Annotated in this window: 20 protein-coding genes and 1 pseudogene; 9 read left to right on the top strand and 12 right to left on the bottom strand. The window is 72.0% G+C overall.

Annotation, left to right across the window (positions count from 1 at the left end):
• Window positions 1-83: 83 nt before the first annotated feature.
• The 3 genes from AB0G84_RS02395 to AB0G84_RS02385 form a co-directional block, all read right to left on the bottom strand.
• Window positions 84-1010, bottom strand: coding sequence for an N-acetylneuraminate synthase family protein (locus AB0G84_RS02395; RefSeq protein ID WP_361314260.1), 927 nt, complete (start codon window positions 1008-1010; stop codon window positions 84-86).
• 58 nt (window positions 1011-1068) lie between these two features.
• Window positions 1069-2265 (bottom strand): acylneuraminate cytidylyltransferase, encoded by a 1197-nt coding sequence (locus AB0G84_RS02390; protein WP_361314258.1) that lies wholly within the window; start codon window positions 2263-2265, stop codon window positions 1069-1071.
• 140 nt (window positions 2266-2405) lie between these two features.
• Window positions 2406-3719: a DUF6716 putative glycosyltransferase gene (locus AB0G84_RS02385; protein ID WP_361315089.1), complete on the bottom strand. Its 1314-nt coding sequence runs from the start codon at window positions 3717-3719 to the stop codon at window positions 2406-2408.
• 223 nt (window positions 3720-3942) lie between these two features.
• Here AB0G84_RS02385 and AB0G84_RS02380 point away from each other — a divergent pair, with 223 nt between their 5' ends.
• From AB0G84_RS02380 to AB0G84_RS02370, 3 genes are read left to right on the top strand one after another with little or no spacing between them, the layout of a single operon-like run.
• Complete coding sequence (locus AB0G84_RS02380; RefSeq protein ID WP_361314255.1) at window positions 3943-4923, top strand: glycosyltransferase family 2 protein; 981 nt, start codon at window positions 3943-3945, stop codon at window positions 4921-4923.
• Window positions 4923-6278 (top strand): polysialyltransferase family glycosyltransferase, encoded by a 1356-nt coding sequence (locus tag AB0G84_RS02375; protein WP_361314252.1) that lies wholly within the window; start codon window positions 4923-4925, stop codon window positions 6276-6278. The genes AB0G84_RS02380 and AB0G84_RS02375 overlap by 1 nt, the downstream gene beginning before the upstream one ends.
• Window positions 6275-7462 (top strand): acyltransferase, encoded by a 1188-nt coding sequence (locus AB0G84_RS02370; RefSeq protein ID WP_361314250.1) that lies wholly within the window; start codon window positions 6275-6277, stop codon window positions 7460-7462. The genes AB0G84_RS02375 and AB0G84_RS02370 overlap by 4 nt, the downstream gene beginning before the upstream one ends.
• Window positions 7463-7560: 98 nt before the next feature.
• Here AB0G84_RS02370 and AB0G84_RS02365 read toward each other — a convergent pair whose 3' ends face one another.
• Window positions 7561-7890: a hypothetical protein gene (locus AB0G84_RS02365; protein WP_361314247.1), complete on the bottom strand. Its 330-nt coding sequence runs from the start codon at window positions 7888-7890 to the stop codon at window positions 7561-7563.
• Between the two features lie 469 nt (window positions 7891-8359).
• On the opposite strand from AB0G84_RS02365, the gene AB0G84_RS02360 reads away from it, so the two are divergent.
• Complete coding sequence (locus AB0G84_RS02360; RefSeq protein WP_361314245.1) at window positions 8360-9592, top strand: helix-turn-helix domain-containing protein; 1233 nt, start codon at window positions 8360-8362, stop codon at window positions 9590-9592.
• Here AB0G84_RS02360 and AB0G84_RS02355 read toward each other — a convergent pair.
• Together AB0G84_RS02355 and AB0G84_RS02350 are read right to left on the bottom strand one after the other, a co-directional pair.
• Window positions 9573-10235 carry an HAD family hydrolase gene (locus AB0G84_RS02355; protein ID WP_361314242.1) on the bottom strand — a complete coding sequence of 221 codons (663 nt, stop codon included), beginning with the start codon at window positions 10233-10235 and terminating at the stop codon, window positions 9573-9575. The two genes, AB0G84_RS02360 and AB0G84_RS02355, sit on opposite strands and share 20 nt — an antisense overlap.
• Window positions 10236-10315: 80 nt before the next feature.
• Window positions 10316-10990 carry a TetR/AcrR family transcriptional regulator C-terminal domain-containing protein gene (locus tag AB0G84_RS02350; protein ID WP_361314239.1) on the bottom strand — a complete coding sequence of 225 codons (675 nt, stop codon included), beginning with the start codon at window positions 10988-10990 and terminating at the stop codon, window positions 10316-10318.
• Window positions 10991-11028: 38 nt separating this feature from the next.
• Here AB0G84_RS02350 and AB0G84_RS02345 point away from each other — a divergent pair, with 38 nt between their 5' ends.
• Entirely contained in the window at window positions 11029-12597 is a 1569-nt protein-coding gene (locus AB0G84_RS02345) for an FAD-dependent monooxygenase (RefSeq protein WP_361314237.1), read from the top strand.
• A gap of 140 nt (window positions 12598-12737) precedes the next feature.
• Here the strand turns inward: AB0G84_RS02345 and AB0G84_RS02340 are convergent.
• The 3 genes and pseudogenes from AB0G84_RS02340 to AB0G84_RS02330 form a co-directional block, all read right to left on the bottom strand.
• Window positions 12738-13278 (bottom strand): annotated as a pseudogene (locus AB0G84_RS02340) (gluconokinase).
• A 55-nt stretch (window positions 13279-13333) separates the two neighbouring features.
• Entirely contained in the window at window positions 13334-13546 is a 213-nt protein-coding gene (locus AB0G84_RS02335; RefSeq protein ID WP_361314235.1) for a hypothetical protein, read from the bottom strand.
• Window positions 13547-13691: 145 nt separating this feature from the next.
• Window positions 13692-15290 (bottom strand): methylmalonyl-CoA mutase family protein, encoded by a 1599-nt coding sequence (locus tag AB0G84_RS02330; protein WP_361314232.1) that lies wholly within the window; start codon window positions 15288-15290, stop codon window positions 13692-13694.
• Window positions 15291-15508: 218 nt separating this feature from the next.
• Here AB0G84_RS02330 and AB0G84_RS02325 point away from each other — a divergent pair, with 218 nt between their 5' ends.
• The gene (locus tag AB0G84_RS02325; protein ID WP_361314230.1) at window positions 15509-16387 is read left to right on the top strand and encodes a L,D-transpeptidase family protein; all 879 of its coding nucleotides are present in this window, start codon (window positions 15509-15511) and stop codon (window positions 16385-16387) included.
• 177 nt (window positions 16388-16564) lie between these two features.
• Here the strand turns inward: AB0G84_RS02325 and AB0G84_RS02320 are convergent, their stop codons facing one another.
• From AB0G84_RS02320 to AB0G84_RS02310, 3 genes are all read right to left on the bottom strand, one after another.
• Window positions 16565-17584, bottom strand: a complete 1020-nt coding sequence (locus AB0G84_RS02320) for a hypothetical protein (protein WP_361314228.1) — start codon at window positions 17582-17584, stop codon at window positions 16565-16567.
• Window positions 17584-18351, bottom strand: coding sequence for an RNA polymerase sigma factor (locus AB0G84_RS02315; protein WP_361314225.1), 768 nt, complete (start codon window positions 18349-18351; stop codon window positions 17584-17586). The genes AB0G84_RS02320 and AB0G84_RS02315 overlap by 1 nt, the downstream gene beginning before the upstream one ends.
• Before the next feature lie 570 nt (window positions 18352-18921).
• On the bottom strand, window positions 18922-20577 hold the full coding sequence (locus AB0G84_RS02310) for a glycoside hydrolase family 20 protein (RefSeq protein ID WP_361314223.1): 1656 nt from the start codon (window positions 20575-20577) through the stop codon (window positions 18922-18924).
• A 439-nt stretch (window positions 20578-21016) separates the two neighbouring features.
• On the opposite strand from AB0G84_RS02310, the gene AB0G84_RS02305 reads away from it, so the two are divergent.
• From AB0G84_RS02305 to AB0G84_RS02295, 3 genes are all read left to right on the top strand, one after another.
• Window positions 21017-21499, top strand: a complete 483-nt coding sequence (locus AB0G84_RS02305; protein WP_361314221.1) for a 2-oxo-4-hydroxy-4-carboxy-5-ureidoimidazoline decarboxylase — start codon at window positions 21017-21019, stop codon at window positions 21497-21499.
• A 229-nt stretch (window positions 21500-21728) separates the two neighbouring features.
• The gene (gene sdhC, locus AB0G84_RS02300; RefSeq protein WP_079123594.1) at window positions 21729-22109 is read left to right on the top strand and encodes a succinate dehydrogenase, cytochrome b556 subunit; all 381 of its coding nucleotides are present in this window, start codon (window positions 21729-21731) and stop codon (window positions 22107-22109) included.
• Window positions 22110-22115: 6 nt separating this feature from the next.
• A complete protein-coding gene (locus AB0G84_RS02295; protein ID WP_361314217.1) occupies window positions 22116-22592 on the top strand; it encodes a succinate dehydrogenase hydrophobic membrane anchor subunit in 477 nt (158 codons plus the stop codon).
• Window positions 22593-22611 lie beyond the last annotated feature (19 nt).

Raw genomic sequence — 22611 nt, 5'->3', positions numbered from 1 at the left:
GACCCCGGCGCCGGGCTCAGACGGCGCGGCGCGGGTCCCCTCAGGTGAGCTCACTTCGGCTCCCGTCGGCTCGTGGGCCGGTGTCAGACGGCGGCCGGCTCGGCGGCCTCGGCCTCGGCGACCACACCGGCGACCCGGCGCAGCTTCTTCATCGGGCCGAGCTCGCTCTCGTAGACCTTCTTGACGCCGTCGCCGAGGGAGTCCTCGATGGTGCGGATGTCGCGGACCAGGCGGGTCAGGCCGCCGGGCTCGACGGAGGCGGCCTGGTCGGAGCCCCACATGGCGCGGTCGAGGGTGATGTGGCGCTCGATGAAGGTGGCGCCGAGGGCGACCGCGGCGAGGGTGGTCTGCAGACCGGTCTCGTGGCCGCTGTAGCCGATCGGGACGTTGGGGTACTCCTCCTGCAGGGTGTTGATCATCCGCAGGTTGAGCTCCTCGGCCTTGGCCGGGTAGGTGCTGGTGGCGTGGCAGAGCAGGATGTTGTCGCTGCCCAGGACCTCGACGGCGTGCCGGATCTGCTTCGGGGTGGACATGCCGGTGGAGAGGATGACGGTGCGGCCGGTGGCGCGCATGGCGCGCAGCAGGTCGTCGTCGGTGAGCGAGGCGGAGGCGACCTTGTAGCAGGGCACCTCGAACTTCTCCAGGAAGGCGACGGACTCGACGTCCCAGGGGGAGGCGAACCAGGCGATGCCGCGCTTCTTGCAGTACTCGTCGATGGCGCGGTAGCCGTCCTCGTCGAACTCCACGCGGTGGCGGTAGTCGATGTAGGTCATCCGGCCCCAGGGGGTGTCGCGCTCGATGTCCCACTGGTCGCGCGGGGTGCAGATCTCGGGGGTCCGCTTCTGGAACTTCACCGCGTCGCAGCCGGCGTCGGCGGCGGCGTCGATCAGGGCGAAGGCGTTCTCCAGGTCACCGTTGTGGTTGATGCCGATCTCACCGGTGACGTAGACGGGGCGGCCGGGGCCGGCCTCGCGGTTGCCGAGCGTGCGGAGGCGGGTGTTGCTGCTCATGGGGAGGATTCCTTCGTGTGGATAAGGGGGGTGAGCGGATGGGGGGATCGGGGGTGGGTTACAGGGACGGGCCCAGGAGCCAGGCGGCGATCTCGCGGATCGCCCCACTGCCTCCGGGCGTCACGGTGAGCGCGCGAGCCGCACCGCGCACCGCGTCGTGCGCCCCGGCGACCGCGACGGGCCAGCCGACGAGGTCGAAGCACGGGAGGTCGTTGACGTCGTTGCCGACGTAGAGCACCCGCTCGGGCGCGATGCCGGCTTCCTCGCACCACTGTTTGAGGGCGAGGTCCTTGCGGTCGATGCCGTGCAGGACGGGCACCTGCAGCTTGCGGGCCCGTGCGGCGACGACCGGGTTGGTCTCGGTGGAGAGGATCAGCAGCTTCAGCTCCGCCTTGCGCAGCGCGGCGACTCCGAGGCCGTCGCCGCGGTGGACGGCGACGATCTCCCGCCCGTCGGCGTCGATCAGCACCCGGTCGTCGGTCTGGGTGCCGTCGAAGTCGAGCACCACCGCGTCGATGTCCTCGCGGGTGGGCAGGGCCCCGGGGCGCTCGGCGTCCAGCAGCGGCGCCAGCGCGCGGGCGCGGGCGAGGTCGTGCGGGTCGTCGATCTCCAGCACCCGGGCCGGGTCGGTCCGCACCAGCTCGGTGCGGCCGAAGAAGCGGTGGCCGCCGGCGCGGAAGCCGGCCGCGTCCATGGCGTACGCGGCGCCGGTCTCCAGCAGGTCCTGGGGGCGGTCCTGGCGGCGCGGCCGGAAGGACTTGTCGTGGTTGACGCCGTGGCCGCCGTCGGCCGCCCCGGTGACCTCCGCCTCGGCGTCGCGCCAGACGAAGCCGTGGAAGGGGGCGACGGTCAGCGCGCTGTCGGCGCCGTCCTCGACGACCGCGGCGGCCACCCCGTCTATGTCCTCGCGGACCAGGAACGGGCTGGTGCACTGGACCAGCAGCACCGCGTCGACGGTGGTGCCCTGCTCGGCCTCGTAGGCGTCTATGGCGTGCAGCACGGCGGCCTCGCTGGTGGCGGTGTCGCCGGCGATGTCGCCGGGGCGCCGTACGACCACCGCGCCGGCGCTGCGCGCGGCGGCGGCGATCCCGGCGTCGTCGGTGGAGACCACGACATCGGTCACCAGGCGGGCGGCGCGGCACTCGCGGACGGCGCGGGCCACCAGGGGCACGCCTCCGACGGCGGCGAGGTTCTTCGCCGGCACGCCCTTGGATCCGCCGCGGGCGGGGATGACGGCCACAACGGTGGGTGGCATAGCGGGCTCCTTGGTCGCAGTGGGCCGATCGGACGGCGCGGCACGGTGGGCTTCCCGCCGGACGGCGTCCGGGAGGGCCCCGTGCGAGGCGGCGGTGGGCTGGGGGTACCTCCCAGCGGTGGCTGGGGGAGGGTGGGCGGTCACAGCTGCCCCCAGCGGCGGATGGCGGGCGCGACGCGCTGGACGCCGTGCCGGTAGGCGCCGCGGGCGGCCTCGCGGACGGTCTCGCGGGCGACCCGGCGCAGTCCGCCGGTCTGCTCGGGGGCCTCGGCGTGGCCGGGCAGCGGTTCGCCCTCGGGGTCCAGGCCGTGCCGGGCGAGGATGCCGGGGAGGTAGCCGGGGGCGGTGCGGGGTGTGTAGTACGGGGCCAGGGCCGGCAGGCGGTCGGCCGCGCGCAGCTCGGTGACCCGGGCGCGGGCGGCGTCGAAGGCCTGCTCGTAGTCCCCGTCGGCGGCGACGCCCTGGGCGGCCAGCCACTCCCGGTCGGGCTGCGGGAGGTGTCCGGCATCCAGCTCGTCCCAGGAGGCCAGGCAGCCGGAGCCGAGGAAGTGGTGGTTGCCGAGGACCTCGCGGACGCCGAGGTCGGTGAGGACGGCGGTGGGGATGCCGCGGTGCAGCGACTCCAGGGCGGCGGTCGAGCTGACCGTCACCAGCAGGTCGGTGCGGTCCAGGACCTCGCCCATGTTCCCGTACACCAGGCGGCAGTTGGCGGGCATTCCGCCGGGGACCTTGGCGGCGAGCTTCTGGTAGGGCAGTTCCTCGATGTGGGTGGTGTGCTCGCCCGGCTTGCTGCGGAGCTTGATCAGCACCTCCCGGCCGGGGTGCCGGCGGGCGTGCTCCACCGCCCTGCGCAGCAGGTAGGTGCGGTCCGCGCGGCTGTCCGGGACGGAGGGCTGGGCGGCGAACACCACGGTGTGGGGCCGGCTTTCGGCGCCCGGGCCGGTGTAGCGGGCACCGCCCAGGAAGGGCAGCGCGCACTCCACGACGCTGTGGTCATCGGCGCCGACCCCGCGGTAGACCGCGCGGAACCGGTCGGCGTCGTAACGGGAGTTGGCGAGGACGACGTCCGCGCCGTGCCGCAGCAGCAGCCCGTCGGCGAGCTTCTCGTAGACCACCCCGACGTAGCCGGTGACGACCACGGGGCGGCGCTGCCCGGCGGCGTCCGCCGGCGCCTCCTGCTGCCAGGCGCGGGCGAGGCCGTGCAGCATCGCCTGCACCGCTCCGCCGACACAGGCCAGCACGATGACGTCGTACCGCGTACGGTCGAGGGACCGGACGAAGTCGACTCCCCTGATTTCGCGCAGCGAGTCCGCACGGGCGCCGACCTCGTCGAGCTGGCGGACCGTGGGAGTGGCGCGGCCGCGGAGCAGGTACCCGTCGAGTCGGATGTCCGATTGGATCCGGTACGCTGTCAAAGCGCCCCATTTCCACCGGGTGTCCGAATCGGCGAGCACGGCGATCCGCGGAGTAGAAGCGGTACGTGATGGCACGTCGATGACGCTAGGAAGGCATTCCGTTTGTCGGGCCAACTGGGTCGCAACAAAGGGTTAACAGCGGGTCGACGAATGGCTAACCGGCCCGACAATCGACCTGGTTAACCATCCCGCCATTCTTCGTTCACCTGGGTGCCCGCACCGCGTAAAGACGAATGGCGGCTCGGCACCTAACGTCACCCGGGTGGTTAAGCTCTCCGTCATCGTGCCGTTCTACAACGTGCAGACATACGCGCCCGACACCCTGAAAAGCCTGGCGGCGAACGCCCGCGAGGACTTTGAATTCCTGCTCGTCGACGACTGTTCGCGCGACGGGACCCCGGAGATCCTCGCGCGTGCCGAACGCGAGCTGCCGGGTGCCAGAGTCCTGCGGCACGAGCGCAACGGCGGCCTGGCCACCGCGCGCAACACCGGCCTGGACGCGGCCCGCGGGGAGTATCTGACCTTCCTGGACGGCGACGACTGGCTCGCCCCCGGCTATTACCCCGAACTCCTGTCCACCATGGAGGAGTTGGGGTGCGACTTCGTCCGCACCGACCACGTCCAGTGCACCGCCCGGGCGCGCACCGTGCACCGCGTGCCACACGGCCGGCGCGGAGTGGTGCTGGACCCGCGCTCGGTGATCCTGCCAGCCGACCGCTCCACCTCGGTCGACTACGCCTACGCCTGGGCGGGCATGTACCACCGCCGGCTACTGGACGACGGGGTGCTGCATTTCAAGGACGGACTGCGCACCGCGGAGGACCGGCCGTGGATCTGGCGGCTGCACCGCGAGGCGAGGTCCATGGCGGTGGTCGGACTGCTCGGCGTTTTCTACCGGCGCGGCGTCGCCTCCTCGCTCACCCAGATCGGAGACGTCCGGCAATTGGACTTCATTCGCGCATTCGACCAGGTGATCGAGGAAACCGCACAGGACCGTGATGCGGAATTGCTGCTGCCCAAGGCGGTGCGCACGTATTGCGCGATCATTTCTCACCACCTCGGTTCGATCGAACGATTCGAGCCGCAGGTCGCCCGTAAATTGCGCTCGATGAGCGCCGCGGCCATGAAGCGCATGCCGCAGGACGTACTGAAGGAAGCTCTGGATTCGATGGATGTGCAGCGCGCGTCCCGGCTGCGGCGGCTGCGCCGCCGTCCCTCCCCCACCGCGGAGGTGGCCGCCTGATGTCCACCCGACCGCTCACCCAGATCTTCATGGCGTCCACGCTCTACGGCGCCGCGACGCTGGCCGCCGCGCTGGACGCCGACTGCTTCGCACCGGCCGACCGCCGGCTGCTGCTGCTCAGCAACAACGCCATGACCCCGGAGACCGCCCCGTCGGTGGACACCATGCCCGGCTTCGACCGGCTCCGGAGCCGCTTCGGCCGGGTGCTGTCCTGGAACGAGACGATCAGCCCCTTCCACCCCGGCGGCTGGTCCCCGCGCGCGGGCGACGCCCCGCTATGGGAGCGCCACCTGCGGCTGCTGTGGGGGCTGGGCGACGACCGGATCGAGCTGGTGGTGGAGTCCATCCAGGTCAACCCGGCACAGGCGGTCGCCCAGCTCTTCCCCGACGCCCCGATCGACGTCTACGCCGACGGCCTGATGAGCTACGGCCCCACCCGCGACAAGCTCGACCCGCTGATCGGCACCCGGATCAACCGCCTGCTGCACCTGGACCTGGTGCCGGGCCTGACCCCGCTGCTGCTCACCGAGTTCGGCGTACCGGCGCAGACCGTGCCGACCGATGCCTTCACCAAGGTGCTGTCGGAGATCTCCGACGCCAGCGGGGAGCTGGACGTCCCCGAAGGAGCGGCCCTGCTGCTCGGCCAGTACCTCTCCGCGCTCGACATCCTCTCCCCCGAGGAGGAGGAGCAGCTGCATGTGCGGATGCTGCGCGGCGCGCACGAGCGCGGGCACCGGGAGGTCGTCTTCAAGCCGCACCCGTCGGCGCCGGCCCGCTGGTCGCGGCTGCTGGAGCAGGAGGCGGAGCAGCTGGGGGTCGCGCTGACCGTGCTGGACAGTCCGGTGCTGGCCGAGGTCCTGCACCAGCGGATGCGGCCCGCGCTGGTGGCCGGCTGCTTCTCCACCGCGCTGCTGACGGCGTCCTCCTTCTACGGCCTGCCGACCGCCCGCACCGGCACCGGCCTGCTGCTGGAGCGCCTCAAGCCGTACCAGAACAGCAACCGCATCCCGGTCACGCTGGTGGACGCGCTGCTGCCCGACCTCGGCGACACCAGCGACCACCCGAGGGCGTTCACCACCGCCGACCGGGTCGAGGGCCTGGTCAGCGCGGTCGGCTATGCGATGCAGCACCAGATCTACCCCGAGCTGCGGCCGGCCGCCGAGCGCTATCTGGCCGCCCACCTCGACGCCCACACCTGGCGCTACTTCAAGCGCCGCCGGCTGAGCGCGCTGGCACTGCCCGGGGCGATCCCCTCGCAGCTGTCGTTCATCCCGCGCAACGCCACGGTCCGCCGGGTCGCCCGCCGAGCCCGAGCGGTGCAGCGGCGGCTGAAGAAGCGGGCCGTGTTCGGATGACCGCCTCCCCGCTGACGGCCGGCGCGCCCCCGCTCGCGCCGGGCGACGCCGCCGGCCGGCAGTCCGTCATACCGGGGCGCAGCACGGGCGTCCCCCCGGCCGCACGGGCCGGGGGAGGGCCGTCCCGGCTGCGCGCCCTCGACGGGCTGCGGCTGCTCGCCGCCCTGATGGTCGCCGCGTACCACTACGGAGGGCGCGACGGCGAGATAGCCCAGGCCTGGGGCGGTTCCCCGGCCCATCAGTTCCCCACCGCGGCACCGCTGTTCGCCTACGGCTGCCTGGGCGTCCAGATCTTCTTCGTGATCAGCGGCTTCGTCATCTGCCTCAGCGGCTGGGGCCGTACGCTCAGGGCCTTCATCGCCAGCCGCATCTCCCGCCTCTACCCGGCGTACTGGGTCGCGGTCCTCCTGGTCACCGCGGTCTTCGCGCTCCCCTGGGTCGCCTACAAGGCGCTGCCGCCCAGTGAGGTGCTCACCAACCTCACCATGCTCCAACAGCCGCTCGGCGCGCACCGGGTGCTCGGCGTCTGCTGGACCCTGTGGGCGGAGATGCGCTTCTACGCGCTCTTCGCGCTCTGCGTCGTCCTGCCGGGGGCCACCCGCAGCCGCGTCGTCCTCTTCTGTGCGGGCTGGACGCTGGCCGCCGCGCTCGCCCAGGCGGCCCACCAGCCGTTCCTCGACACCGTCCTGATGCCGGAGTACGCCCCGTTCTTCATCGGCGGCATCGGCCTGTACCTGCTGCACCGCTACGGCGGCAAGGACCCCGTCGCCTGGGCGATCGTCCTGGTCAGCTGGCTGATCGGGCAGCACTACGCGGTCGCCGGCCTCTGGCACGCCCCGTCGGTGCACGCCTTCTCCTACCGCTCCACGGCCGGCATCATCGCCGTCGTCACCCTCGGCTTCGCCCTGGTCGCAGCGGTCGCCCTGGGCAAGCTGCACTGGGCGAACTGGCGCTGGCTGACCGTCGCGGGCGCGCTGACCTACCCCTTCTACCTGGTGCACGAGCACCTGGGCTGGGTCGTGGTGCACACCCTGCACCACGACCTCGGCCTGCCCTCGTACGCCACCTTGCTGCTGACGGTGGCCCTGATGCTCCTGCTGGCCTGGCTGCTCCACCGCTTCATCGAACGCCCGCTGACCCCCCGCCTGAAACAGGCCATCGACCCCCGCCGCGGCCCTTCCTGAGCACTGCGGCACCGGCCCTCGGGCCAGCTACGACGCCGAGGTACGGGCTTGGGATCGGCCCCCGTCGCCAGGGTGGGCTGCGGGAGCCAGTAGCTTGATTACGGCCTGTCGTCTCCGGGATCAGGTTCAGGTTGAAGGTCGTCGTCAGATGCGGGCAGGCGAGCCCCTCGGCTCTCCGCCACCCGGTGGACATCGGCAAGGGCCGCGGTCAACTCGACGGCCAGCAGGTGCAGTTCCCCGGGCGTCCACGTCCGGCCCGCAAGCATGCCACGGGCTTCCTCGATGAGTTCGGCAGCCGAATCGAGCTGCACCGCCTCCATCCTGTCAGCCATTCGCGAGACGTATCCGGTCCCGTCACCTGCCACGAAGCACGGCTTCCCCTCCGGGCTCGACCACGGCAGCAGACGCACGGTGTCCATGGGGTTCATCCGGCCGCCACCTCCACACTCCGCGCGGCGGGGTGGCCGCCCGCCGCGCGGTGGCGGCCCCCGGCAGGCAGTAACCGGCACAGCACCGGTTCCAAGATCTTCCCGATTGTGTGCAGCACTGTCTTCAACTCCCAGCGGTGAGTGCCACGCCCCCAGCCGGTCGGACGGTCGTGGGCTCTCGCATGTGGCCAGTCGGGTAGGGCAACCGCCCCTCAGGGGCGTTCGAGCCGTGGGGCAGCTCGTTCGTGTCGTCCTGCACAGGGCGGAGGAGTTGTCGCAGCACTCTCCTCGCCACCGCTGCTCGGATGAACGTGCGTCAAGACTCCTGGTCGCACACGCTGATAGCGAGGACTCCCAAAGGACTTTTCACTGCACCAATAAGGACTCTTGGCTCCCAATACGGGTGATGTGTGGCCACAGTGAGGACCCGGGCAGGACACTGCTCAGAGGCCCACAACGGAGGTGCAACATGGCGCGGCCCGTAGGTAACTTCAGGCTCAAGTCGGCCCGTGTGGCAGCGGGTTACCCCACCCAGCAGGCATTCGCCGAGGCGCTCGGCGTAGACGTACGCCAAGTCCGCCGCTGGGAGTCCGACAAGCCGCCATGGCCGCACCCCGACATGCAGCAACGCCTCACGCAGCTCACCGGCCAGGACATGGAAGCGCTGGGATTCGCCATCCCTGCCGGCCGCGACCGCCCGGCCGCAGGGCGAAGCACCCCGCACGTGCCACGCGGTGGATCGGCCCAACTGCCGGCCGTACCCTCACGGTCCGGCACGTCCCTGCAGCCCTCGTCAGTGGCAGCTGACTACGAGAGCGTCACCCGCTCCCACCGACACCTGTACTGGTCCGTGGCACCGGCCACCCTCCACCCCGCCGTCCGCGCGCACGCAGATCTGGGGTGCGCACTCCTCACTGAGACGGCTGGGCAGACTCGCCGGTCTGTGGCGACGGCCCTCGCTGAGACCTGGCTGCTCGCAGGGCGCATTGAATTCTTCGATCTTCGCGATCCTGATGACGCCGGCCCCACCCTGCTCCGCGCTCTTCAGGCCGCGGGCGAGGCGGACGACTCTCTGATCGGGGCCGCGATCCTCGCCCACAGCGCCTTCATCCCCGGATGGTCGGGCGACCGCGACGCTGCATTGGAGCGCATGGTGGCCGCCCGGACATACGCCCGGCGCGGCCCCGCCTCGACGGAGTTCCTGGCCTGGCTGGACGCAGTCGAGGCGGAGTGCGAGACCCGGTGCGGGAGTCTGCGCACGGCAATGCACCTGATCGGACACGCCGAAGAGACCCTCACCCAATGCTCCGAGCACCCCAGCCCGCCATGGATGGACTGGTTCAGCCCCGTACGCCTGGCCGCTTTCAAGGGCAACACCCAGCTGACGGCCGGGCACCTGCCCCAGGCGCGCACCACACTGCTCGACGTCCTCGATCAGATTCCGGCCGCACAGAACAAACAACGCACCGTGGTCTACGGTGATTTGGCAGCCGTCGAAGCCGCCGCCGGACAAGCACAGGAAGCATGCCGGTACGCCTGCCTCGCACTCGATCAGCTGGAGATCACCTGGTACGCGACCGGCATGGAACGCATCCGGGAGGTGCGCCGTGCTCTCGCCCCGCGCCAACACGATCAGTGTGTGCGGGACCTCGACGAGCGCCTCTACGGATGGGCGACGACCGTCAGCGCCCTGTCACGTTGAATTTCGCCACCGCTTCCGGGAGCTCCGCGAGGGACTCGACGCGGAACGTCGGAAGTTCACGCGCCTCCTGGGTGTTCCACTGGATCGTGGCCCACGGCCCGCGGTGCACAAGAGCGGTGTGCATTCCGGCGGCAGCGCCGGGCCGTAGGTCGTTGTCCACCCGGTCACCGACGTAAAGGATCTCTTGCGGCTGGAAGGGGACCGCCGCCGCGACGCTGGCGAAGAACTCGGGATCCGGCTTGCTGGCGCCCCAGTCGTCCGACGTGCCGATGAGGTCGACGTCGTCCGCGAAGAGACCACGCAGGATGCCGCCGGCGCGCACCGTCTGGTTCCCCGCGATGCCGAGCCACAGCCCCTCGCGGCGCAGATGCGCCAGGGCCGGCCGGACGTCCGGGTACAGGTCCGACTCGTCGAAGTGCTCTGGCTGCCCGGCAGCGGCGCGCGCCGCGCGCTGCTCGTACAGATCGAAGCCGGGCCGGAACTCCTGGAATACGTCGCGGTAGTCCCGTCCCTGCGCGATCACCGCCCCGAACATCGCCGCGAAAGTGTGCCGCGGCACGCCAAGCCAGTCAGCCCACGTGCCATACTCCCGCGTCTCGTCGACCAGGCACTCACCGACGTCGAAGACCACCGCACGAATCATGCGCACACCCTACTGACCACCCGAACCGCCCGGCTGCCGCTCGCCAAGCGGTCCATGCCCTCTCCTGACCGCCCGGCCGCTCACCCCCGCCCGCCGGAGGCCGTCGCCTCCATGCCCGCGATCACGATGCGCAGGCCGGCCTCGAAGTTCCGCTCGATGTCGCCGAACATCTCCTCGCCGGCCGCCGTCGCCAGCGGAAGGCCCTCCCCGATCTGGCGCGCTCGGAGTTCCAGGTCGTACGCCGGATCGCGGGTGTCCGGGGAGCCCGGTTCCGGGTGGACCGACTGCTCCTCGATCACCAGGCCGATGGTGAAGTTGTAGGCGGTCCACCACCCCTGGATCGCCTCGCGCAGGGTGAATCCCGCCCCGGTGAGCCGTTGCAGGATGCCCTCCAGCGGCCCGGCGAAGGTCTCATCGGTCATCCGGGTGCCGCTGAAGACCTTGCCGCCGTCGCGGTAGCCGAGCAGTTGGCGGCGCAGCTCCCGGCAGCCGGAGGCCATCAGCTCCTGCCAGCCGTCGTCCGGTGCGGGCCCCTCGGTGGATACGGCCACGAGCGGGGCGACCATCCGCCGGAACATCTCGGTGGCCATCTCGTCCAGCAGCTCCTGCTTGTTCTTGAAGTGCCAGTACAGCGCGGGGGCCTGGACGTTCAGCTCCTTGGCGATGCGCCGCAGGGTGAGCCCTTCGAGGCCGACCTCGTTCAGCTGCCGCAGCGCGGTGTCGACGACCTGTTTCCGATCGATTCGCGAAACCATGTTGACAACTTAACACCGTTAAGCCCATCCTCGGAGCCATGGAACTTAACAACGTTAAGGGCGCGTCCGGTGTTACCCACGACCTCCCCACGACCGTCGACGTACTGATCGCCGGCGCCGGCCCGACCGGCCTCGCGCTCGCCACCGACCTGGCGCGGCGGGGCGTGACCGCGCTGACCGTCGAGCGGCAGGAGCACCTCGCCCCCGGCGCCCGCGGCACCGCGGTACAGCCCCGCACCCAGGAGGTCTACGACGACTTCGGGCTGCTGGAGGCCCTGCACGCGGCGGGCGGGCGGTACCCGGACATGGCCCTGTGGCAGGACGGGCGGATCGCCGAGACCCAGGAGGTGATCGAGCGGGTCGACCCGACGCCCGCCGTGCCGTACTCCAACACCCTGATGGTGCCGCAGTTCCGCAACGTCGAGCTGCTGCACGACCGGCTGACGGAACTGGGCGGCGCGCTCCTCATGGACACCGAACTCACCGCGTTCCAGCAGGATCCGGCGGGCGTGACGGCCCACCTCCGGCTGCCCGGCGGCGCGTTGCACACCGTCCGCGCGCGCTACCTCGTCGCCGCCGACGGCGGGCGCAGCACCGTACGCCGGGCTCTGGGCACCCCGATGAGCGGCCCGGAGCTGGAGCCGGGCGCCGCGCTGCTCGCCGACGTCCGGATCGACGGCCTGGACCGCGACCACTGGCACCGCTGGATGCTGGCGGACCAGGGGTTCGTCTCGGCGCTGCCGCTCGCCGGCACCGACCGCTTCCAGGTCCTCCTCGCGGCGTTCGGCGAACCGCCCGAGACCACACCGGAGTTCGTCCGGTCCGCGTTCGCCCGGCACACCCACCTCGCCGAGGAGCAGGTCCGCGAGGTCATCTGGACCTCCGTCTACCGCCCCCGCGCCGGCATGGCCGACTCCTACCGCACCGGACGGGTCTTCCTGGCCGGCGACGCTGCCCACATCCACTCCCCGGCCGGCGGCCAGGGCCTGAACACCAGCGTCCAGGACGCCTACAACCTCGGCTGGAAGCTCGGCCAGGTGCTGCGGCACGGCGCACCCGACACCCTGCTCGACACCTACGAGGCCGAGCGCCGCCCGATCGCCGCGCGCATCCTGGAGACCAGCACCCGGCTGCACCGCTCCGGTACGCCGCGCCGCGGCCGGGACCTGCACCAGCTCGACATCGGCTACCCCGAGAGCCCGTTGAGCACCGAGCTGCGGACGGGCCTCCCGGAGGGCGTACGGGTCGCCGGGGACCGGGCGCCCGACGCGCCCTGCCGCACCGCCGACGGCACGCCCACCCGCCTCTTCGACGTCTTCCGCGGCCCGCACTTCACCCTGCTCGCGCTGTTCGGCGCCGAGATCGACGAGACCGCGCTGCCGTTGGGCCCGGAGCTGCTGCGCACCGTCCGGGTGGGCGGCCCGTCACCCGACCTGGTGGACACCGACGGCCACGTCCGCGACGCCTACGGCGCCGACCCCGCCGTGCTGCTCATCCGCCCCGACGGCTACCTCGCCCTGGGCGCACCGGCGCAGGACGCCACCGCGCGGGTGGCTGCGGCGCTGACCGCGTACGCGGGGGTGCCGGCCGCGTCGTCGGCCGCCTGACGACACGTACGAGGCCGCGCCCCGCGGGATGTCCGCGGAGCGCGGCCTCGTATCGGTGCCAGGCGCCTGAGAGGGGGGTGGGGCGCCCGGGGCGGTGCTCCGCCCCAGGGGGTTCGGCCGCTCGGTCCGTCCGCCGGGCGCTAACCAGCCGGGTGATCCGGAGCGTCCAGGGCACGCAGCGCGGCCACCGCACGGGCGGCGATCTGCGGCGGGGGGGCCGGAGACGTCCACGGCCACGCCCCGCTCGTCGCGCCCGAGCGGTTCGAGGGCGGCGAATTGGGAGTCCAGCAGGGCGGTGGGCATGAAGTGGCCCGTGCGGTCGGCCATCCGCGACACGATCAGCGCGCGGTCGCCGGTGAGGTGCAGGAAGACGAGGCCGGGGGCGGCGGACACCAGCCGGTCGCGGTAGGCGCGCTTGAGGGCGGAGCAGCTGACCACCCCGCCGCGCCCGGCCCGGCCGTGCGCCCAGGCGCCGATCGCGTCCAGCCAGGGGCCCCGGTCGGCGTCGTCCAGCGGGACGCCCGCCGACATCTTGGTGATGTTGGCCGCCGGGTGGAAGGCGTCGCCCTCGGCGTACGGGACGCCCAGTGCGGCGGCCACCAGCGGGCCGATCGTGGTCTTGCCGGTGCCGGCCACGCCCATCACGACGATGACGTCGCGGGCGGCGTCGGGGGTGCTCATCCGGTTGGTACCTCGCTGTCTTCCGTGACGTACGACCCCGCCCTCCCCGCCGGCCTCAGAACAGCGGCTGCTGACCCGGGAACGGGGGCTCCTCGGGGTCGAAGAGCCGCTCGGCCGGGGCCATCAGCGGAGCGACCTTCCGCGACCCCGGGCAGGAGATCAGCTCCAGCCCCGACCGGCGCCCCGGAGGGTCATGGCGGGCGAAGTGGCCGCCGACAACGGCGATCTCTCGGGCGCAGACGGGGCACGCACGGCGGGGTGACGACATGCCCTCAGTCTGACGCAGACCGGCAGGGGGCCCACACCGGGAGCCACCCTCGGCCGGCGGTACGGGCGCGACGGTCAGGGCCAGTGCGCCAGAACGCGATGCCCGGGGCCGGTGTGCTCAGAGCACGGTGGCCTGGCCGGTGCGCTCAGAACGCGGTGGTCGGCACATACGTCCCCCAGACCTCCCGCAGCGCGTCGCACACCTCGCCCACCGTCGCCCGCGCCCGCAGCGCCTCCCGCATCGGCGGCAGCACGTTGTCGGTGCCCTCGGCGGCCTTCCGCAGCGCGTCCAGGGCCGTCGTCACGGCGCGGCGGTTGCGGCGGGACCTCAGCAGGGCCAGCCGCTCGACCTGCTGGGCCTCGATCGCCGGGTCGACTCGCAGCGGCTGGTAGGGCTCCTCCTCGTCCAGCTGGAAGCGGTTGACGCCGACCACCACCCGCTCGCCGGAGTCCGTGTCCTGGGCGATGCGGTAGGCGTTGCGCTCGATCTCGTCCTTCTGGAAGCCCCGCTCGATGGCGGCGACCGCGCCGCCGCTCTCCTCGACCCGCTGCATCAGCGCCACGGCCGCCTCCTCCACCTCGTCCGTCATCGACTCCACGGCGTAGGAACCGGCGAACGGGTCGACGGTGGCGGTCACATCGGTCTCGTGCGCCAGCACCTGCTGGGTACGCAGCGCGAGCCGGGCCGCCTTGTCGGTGGGCAGCGCGATGGCCTCGTCGAAGGAGTTGGTGTGCAGCGACTGGGTACCGCCGAGCACCGCCGCCAGCCCCTGGACGGTGACCCGGGCGAGGTTCACCTCGGGCTGCTGGGCGGTGAGCTGCACCCCCGCCGTCTGCGTGTGGAACCGCAGCATCTGCGACTTGGGGTCGCGCGCCCCGAACTCCTCCCGCATGACCCGGGCCCAGATCCGGCGCGCGGCCCGGAACTTCGCGACCTCTTCGAGGAGCGTGGTCCGGGAGACGAAGAAGAACGACAGCCGCGGGGCGAAGTCGTCGACGTCCATACCGGCGGCCAGCGCGGTACGGACGTAGGCGATGCCGTTGGCGAGCGTGAAGGCGATCTCCTGCACGGGCGAGGCACCGGCCTCGGCCATGTGGTAGCCGGAGATCGAGATGGTGTTCCACCGGGGGATCTCGGACCGGCAGTACCGGAAGATGTCGGCGGTCAGCCGGAGCGAGGGCTGCGGGGGATAGATGTAGGTGCCCCGCGCGATGTACTCCTTGAGGACGTCGTTCTGGATCGTGCCGGTCAGCCGGTCCGGGGCCACCCCTTCCTCCTCCGCCACCAGTTGGTAGAGGAGCAGCAGCAGCGCTGCCGGGGCGTTGATCGTCATCGAGGTGGACACCCGGTCCAGCGGGATACCGCCGAACAGCACCCGCATGTCCTCGACGGAGTCGATGGCCACCCCGACCTTGCCGACCTCGCCGGCGGCGATCGGGGTGTCGGAGTCGTGGCCCATCTGGGTGGGCAGGTCGAAGGCGACCGACAGGCCGGTCGTGCCGTGGGCGATCAACTGCCGGTAGCGGGCGTTGGACTCCCGGGCGGTGCCGAAGCCGGCGTACTGCCGCATCGTCCAGGGCCGTCCGGTGTACATCGACGGGTACACGCCGCGGGTGTAGGGGTAGCTGCCGGGCGCACCGAGCCGGCTTCCGGCGTCCCAGCCGTCCAGCGCCGACGGCCCGTACACGGGCTCGATCGGCAGCCCGCTCTCGCTGTGCCGGACACCGTCCGATTCCTGCGCCATGGAGGTACGCCTCCCGTTGGGGGACCACTTCCGGGGCCCGTTCGCCAGTTCTCCGTCCCCCCGCCCTTCCTTCCCCTCCCCCTTTTTCCTGTTTTCTCCACTTCCTTGTTTCGCGCTTTCCCCACCTTTGTCACAGCATGCCCGGAGGTTCGCCGCGCCGCAGCGCTGGGAAGCATCACCGGTGGCCGGTCGGGCCGCCGAGATCCGGGGGTGAGCGCATGAAGCGGAGCAGCGGACGAGGTAGGGCGCCGGTGATGGCCACGGTGCTGGTGGTGGCGGCGCTCGCGGTGGGCTGCCGGCCGGTGACGATCACCAAGGCCGGCGGCCCGGACGGCAGAGGCGTCCAGTACGCCCCCACCACCCCCGCTCCCCCGCCGCTGGGCCGTCAGACGCCGCCGACCGCCCGGGCCGGACACCTCGCCCCCGCGCGCCCGCACCACACCGTCCGCGCGGCCCCGCCCGCGGCCCGGCCGGTGCTGGCCTTCGGCTCCCACGGAACCCGGGTCCGCGAACTCCAGGCGCGGCTCACCCAGCTGGGTCTGTTCCACCGGGCGCCGACGGGCCGGTACGCCACGGTCACCGCCACCGCGGTCCGCGCCTTCCAGAAGCAGCAGGGCCTGCCGCGTACGGGCACCGTCGCGCCGGCGACCTGGAGCGCCCTGCGCGCCCGGACCCGCCGGCCGTCGCACGGCGAGCTCCACCCGCCCACCGCCCGGCCGGTCGGCACGCCCGATCCGCGCTGCCTGCGGGGCCGGGTGATCTGCATCAGCAAGCGGAGCAACACCCTGGCGTGGGTGGTCGACGGGCGGGTCGTCTCGGCGATGGACGTCCGCTTCGGCTCGCAGTACACCCCCACCCGCGAGGGCACCTTCGCCATCACGTTCAAGAGCCGCCGCCATGTCTCGACGCTCTACCACACGGCCATGCCGTACGCGATGTTCTTCAGCGGCGGTCAGGCGGTGCACTATTCGGCGGACTTCGCGGCCCGCGGCTACACCGGCGCCTCGCACGGCTGCGTCAACGTACGGGACCGGGCGAAGGTCGCGGCGCTGTTCGATGCGGTGAAGAAGGGGACGAAGGTCGTCGTCCATCACTGAGACCTGGCAACTGCCGCCCGGGGCGGGGCCGGTGGGATGGGGCGCGGGCAGGGCCGGGGGAACGTGCCCCGCCCGCGCCGAGTGCGCGAAGCCGTAGGTACGGGGGGAACCCCGGCTCCTCGCTCAGCCGATGACCAGTCGGCTTCACTCAGTACTGCGTCACGGGGCGAAAAAACGTCACACCTTGCTGGTGGCCGTCGCGCCGGGCGCCGCGTTGCCCGGGTCAGCGGGGTTCACGGACGACTGGGGAGCAGAGGGGGAAGGGCCGGAACCGGAAGGAGCACCGGAGGACGAGGAGGGTTGCCCGTCCTCCTTGTCGCCGCCGGAGCCGCCGCTGTCGCCGCTGCCGCCGAGCCCACCGCCGAAGCCATCGTTGTCACCCGAGCCGCCGCCGGTTGCGGCGTGCGCCAGGTACGCCCGGCAGAAGGCGAGCACCTTGTCCGCACCGCCGGCCCGGCTCTCCAGGCGCCGCAGGGCGTCGTGGTCCATGCCGTCCCGTTTGCCGGATGCGTAGCTCTGACAGAGGGACAGCAGGAGGTCCTTCTTGGTGTCGTGTCCGCCCTTGTCGCCGCCGCGGCCCTTGCCGTTGCCGCCGGTGTTGCCCTGCCCGCCCGGCGTGCCGGGGCCCCGCGTCGCGCCCGGGCTGCTGCCGGGGGCCGGGCTGTCGGTGGGCTCGCCGGACTCGCCGCCCGGTGTGGCGTCGGGGGTCTGCGCCGTCGTGCCGTCGGTCTGGGCCCCTGGTTCGGGGGTGTCGATCGCCCCGGGGCTCTCGGCGGCGGAGACGCTGGAGGCCGGCTCGGGGTCGCCGCCCCGGAACGGGGTGGGCAGCACGCCGGTGCCGGCGGCCACCGCGACACCGCCGATGGCGCAGGCGGCGAGCGCGACGGCGAAGCCGCGCCGCAACGGACGGGCGACCCGGGTGCGTTCGGCGCGGACGGCCTGCTGCGCGCGGCCGGTGGCGCGCCCGGCGGACCGGGCGCCAGCACCCTGGTGGGCGGCCTGACGGAACGCCGCGAGGGCGGCCTCCTCGCCGGGCAGCGCGGAGTTCCCCGGCGGCGTGCCGCCGACCGCGGCGGCGGCCTGCAGGAGCTGTTCGAGTTCGCGTGCGCCGTCGCCGTGCCGGGCACCGACCGGTTCACCGCGCAGCAATCGCTCCGCGGCGTCCTTGTCGAGCCAGTTGTACCGGTCGTCGGCCATCACATGTCCTTCTGCGTTCGTGCGGCCGTTTCCGTCACACCTGGTACGTACGATTCCGCCACGCCATTCCGGCGTCTTCGGTCCTGGAGGGGCATTCCGCCCACTGTGCCGCCGCCCGCCTTCGGAGCCCGCGGGGGGCGACCGGAGGAGGCGTCCCCGGCGCGGTCGTCGGTGCCGTCCGCGCCATGACTGCCGGCACCCGGCGGCTCGCCGATCAGCTCGGCGAGCCGGCGTAGTCCGCGGTGCGCGGCGGTGCGCACCGCACCGGGCCGCTTGCCGAGCACCTGCGCGGTGCTCTTGGCGTCCAGCCCGACCACCACCCGCAGCACCACGGCCTCGGCCTGGTCCTGCGGCAGCCTGGCTATCAGCCGCATGGTGCGACCGGTGCCGAGGGCCTCCATCGCCTCGCCGGCGGTGTCGGACGCGGCGGGGGTGTCGGCCAGTTCGCTCTCGTCGCCGCCGACCGCCGGGCGCCGGCCGCGCATCCGGATGTGGTCCAGGGCGCGGTTGCGGGCGATCCGGGCGGCCCAGCCGCGGAAGCGGTCGGCGTCGCCGCTGAAGCGCCCGAGGTCGCGGGTTATCTGGAGCCAGGCCTCGGAGGTGACATCCTCAACGTCCGCTTCGCTCACCAACGTCCGCACATATCCCAGAAGTCGGGGATGTACGGCGCGGTAAACGGTACGGAACGCCGCCTCGTCGCCGCCCTGTGCCGCCTGCACGGCAAGCGTCAGCCGACGGTCGTCCGGCTGAATGTCGTCCCCTCGCACGGGTCCATCCTGTCGCACGTGGAATGTCCGCCGCCCGGTCCTTGCTGCTTTGTCGCCTCGCCCGGCTCCGTCGCCGGCCCGGCCGCCCCGCGACCGCGCCGGCTATCGCCCACCACCGCTGGTCAGGGCACGCCGGGAACCCCCGGTAACCCGGTGGTTCCTGCTGACCGTAACCCGTGAACACCTGTGCGCCGCACTCGGGATGGTCGAGCCGGCCGCCCGGCGGGCGCCGGAATCGCGTCGGCGGCGTCCGGTCGGCGCACCGGAGGAGTGCGCGCACCCATCCATCTGGAGCTCCCGGGGAGGCCGGTTCCGGCCGGGCACCACCGGGGGCGCGACCGGCGCGCCGATCGGCGCGGATCCGCACGTTACGGGCCTGTCCGGGCCCGCGTCCAGAGCACTGGCGGTGCCTCGCTCCGCACCCCGTGTGACGCTTTCGGGCCCCCCGGCGCTGTTACGGATAGAGGGTCGTCACGACCCTTCGCGAACGACGGCCGGGGCCTCTCCTGTGGGGGGTGGCGGCCCCGGCCGTCTCGTGTTCTCACACCCGTTTCTTACCCGGGTCGGCGCTCACACCCGTTGGGCCAGCGCCTTGAAGTCCGCCCAGCTCAGCGCCGGTTTCCCCGGGTGCCACGTCTTCTGCGCCAGCGCCGCCAACGGCAGGTGGATACCGGCCGCCACCTGCTGCTGGGTCTGCGCCTGGGACCGGTCGCACCAGATCGCGAAGCGCGCGCCGGGGATCCGGTCCGGGCCGGTCATGCTCGACGGCACCTGCACCGGCCCGGTCCCGCGGATCACCAGCGGCGTCCAGCTCTCGTAGATCCGCTGACCGGTCGGGTAGACGAACTGGTTGGGCTCGCCGAGGACGTAGTAGAGGAACTCGTCGTTGAAGTTCAGGACGTTGCGGCCCTCGCGCAGGAAGGCCTCGGGGGGACGCTTGCCGGCCTCCTTGCCGGTCCAGTAGTCGACCATCCGGTTCTTGTCGGCGCTGATCGCCGGGCTGGCGAAGAAGCCGTCGTTCCAGGCCTCGATCCGGTTCTTGCCCTGCCCCTCGACGGTCTTCTGCCGATCGTTGAGCCAGCCGGTCGTCAGGTCCTCGATGGTGCCGTTCGGCCCGTACTTCTGCCGGGCGGCCCGGGCGAGCTGGGGGTAGGTCGTCGACGGGGAGGACGACATCAGCGCCTGGTACTCGTCACCGCCCAGGTGCCAGTAGGCGGGGGCGCCCTTGGGGTTGGTGAACAGCTCGCTCATCTCCTTGAGGAGCGAGTCGATCAGCGGGCCCGCCTTGGGGTTGGAGATGTCGATGGCGCCGGTGATCACCCGGCCCGAGGCGTTGCGCAGCTGGAGGTCGGGGTAGTGCGCCAGCACGGCACCGAGGTGTCCGGGCGAGTCCAGCTCCGGGACGACGGAGATGTGCAGGCGCCGCGCCAGCAGGACGATCTGGCGGACCTGGGCCTTGGTGAGGTGGTCGGCGGAGACCACCTGGGGGTGGGTGTCGCTCTGGATGCGGAAGCCCTGGTCGTCGGAGAAGTGCAGCTGGAACTGGTTGAGCTTGAGGTCGGCGATCTCGTGCAGCCGGTCCTCGATCCAGCCCTGGGTGAACGGCTTGCGGGCGTTGTCCAGCGACATGCCGCGCTGCGGGCGGTCCGGCCGGTCGTCGATGGTCCCCTCGGGGAGCCCGCCGGCGGCGTGCACGGCCTGCTTGACGGTGCGGGTGCCGTAGAAAATCCCGGCGTCGGTGGGGGCCGTCAGAGTGAGCCGGGTGTCGCGGGCGGTGAGGGTGTAGGCCTCCTCGGCGGTCCCCGAGACCGGGAGGTTGTTTCCGGCGGCGCCCTTGTTCTTTCCGGAAAGCTTCACCTCGATGTCACCGGGCTGCACGGTCTCGTCGCCGTAGACCACGGGCAGGCCGCCCAGGTCCTGGGCCATCAGGCGGGCTTCGTCGGCGACATTGCTCTGGGCGCCGGCCGGGACGACCACCCGCGCCCCCTTCGACGGGCGCCAGCCGCGGCCGTCGGCCCGACGGAAGTCACGCACGGCCGGGATGACCTGTGGCGTTCCGGTCACCGGGGCCCAGGTCGGGGTGGCCGCCGACGAGGGCTTCACCTTGGCGCTCGTACTGCCCGGCGGCTCGGTGTCCGCGGCGCCGGAGCAGCCGGCCAGCAGCAGGGTGCCGGCGAGCGCCGCGGCCGCGAGCCCGCCGCGGGTCGGCCGTATCGGGTTCGACATCGTGCAATCCTCACTTTTCGGGGCGAAGACATTGCCTGGTGTACGGAGCCGGTCGTCCACCGAACGCGTGAAAGCTCTCTCATCCGGGTGAAATTCGCGCATCGGTCGGACCGTGGTCGACAAGCGTGGTTAGCGTGGCGTCGCCTGATCGTCACCCCTTTCCCAGGGCTCTCCTGGAACCGCCGGATACCGCCGGGCCGTCGTGCGCCACACACCACCGCCGCTTCCTCACACGTCCCGGAATCCGGTCCGCTTCCCCCAGCTTCCGTCAGCCGCCCGCCCCGCACCCGTCGAAAAGATCCCTTCGCATCCGTCCGAGGAGCCCACGCTGTCCGGTGACACTCCGGCCGCCAGGCCGACGACACTGCGGCCCCCGCAGCCCCCGTGGTGCGGGATACCTTCGCAGGCCCGCTCCGCCGCGCTGCCTCGGCCCCGGCCCGTGGGCCTCGGCCTGGACCGCTTCAACGCGCTCGGCCGGGACGAGGCGCTGGCCGTACTGCTCGGCTGCTGCGGCAGCCACCGCTGGGCGGAGCGGCTGGCCGCGCACCGCCCGTACCCCGACGCCGGGTCCCTGCTCGCCGCCTCCGACGAGGCCTGCTACGACCTCACCCCGGACGAGCTGGACGAGGCGCTCGCCGAGGAGTCGCTCTCCCCGCAGCCGCTGGTCGGCGCCCGCGGCCCGGCCACGCTCGCCGCCCACACTGCGCTGCGCGCCGCGCACGCCGAGTACGAACGCCGCTTCCGTCACGTGTTTGTGATCTGCCTGGACGGCTACCGCGAGGACGAGCTGCTCGACCAGGTGCTGTCCGGCCTCCGCACCCGACTGGGTCATGAACCCGAGGAGGAGCGGGCGGTCACCGCGGAGGAGATGCGCCGGCTGGCCCGTGGCCGGCTGGCCCGGCTCACGACCCCGGCGCCATGAGCCGGGCCCGGCCACCGACGGTGCGGATCCTCCCACCCGGCACCCAAAGGTCCGCTTCGTCCTTGTGTGATAGCCCGTTGGTGCCTGTTTGATCACACCTAAGGACCCCCGCGCCAGGAACCGACAGCTCGTCGATACGATGACGAGCGGCCGGTGGACCGTACCCGGCCGGGCCCGACCGACAGAGAAGCCGGCGCGGCCCTAGTCCCCGCTCCCGGAGGGTTCTTCCGTGCCGGCTGGAACGCTGTACCGCGGCCGGGAAGGCATGTGGTCCTGGGTGGCTCATCGAGTCACCGGCGTCCTCATCTTCTTCTTCCTGTTCGTCCACGTCCTCGACACCGCTCTCGTACGCGTCTCACCCGAGGCGTACGACAACGTCGTAGCGACTTACAAGACGCCGATCGTCAACGTGATGGAGTACGGCCTGGTGGCCGCCATCCTCTTCCACGCGCTCAACGGCCTGCGGGTCGTCGCGGTGGACTTCTGGTCGAAGGGCCCGAAGTACCAGAAGCAGATGCTCTGGACCGTTGTCGGTGTCTGGGTCGTGCTGATGGCCGGTGCCTTCTACCCCGTGCTGCAGCACACCCTGCGCACGCTGTTCGGGAGCTGACGCGAGATGTCCGCTGAAACCACCCCCGCAGACACCACCGCGACCGACGTCCCGCTGTACGACGTGGACAACCCGGCCCCGGTCATCGAGGCGCCGCGCAAGCGCACCGGCAAGACCGGCCGTGCCTCCCGCGGCAACTTCGAGATGCAGGCCTGGCTGTTCATGCGGCTGTCCGGCATCGTGCTGGTCGTCCTGGTCCTGGGCCACCTGCTGATCCAGCTGGTCCTCGACGGCGGCGTCTCCAAGATCGGCTTCGCGTTCGTCGCCGGCCGCTGGGCCTCGCCGTTCTGGCAGGTCTGGGACCTGCTGATGCTGTGGCTGGCCATGCTGCACGGCGCCAACGGCCTGCGCACCGTCATCAACGACTACGCGCAGCGGGACAACACCCGCTTCTGGCTGAAGATGCTGCTGTACACCGCGACGGTGTTCACCGTCCTTCTGGGCACGCTGGTGATCTTCACCTTCGACCCGAACATCTCCTGAAGCCGGGGCTGACTGGAAC

Origin of the sequence: Streptomyces sp. NPDC020742, assembly GCF_040641675.1 — a bacterium.
In the GTDB taxonomy this organism is placed as follows: Bacteria; Actinomycetota; Actinomycetes; order Streptomycetales; family Streptomycetaceae; genus Streptomyces.
Note: the sequence above shows the minus strand (reverse complement) of the source record. Positions and strands in the feature narration are given on the sequence as shown.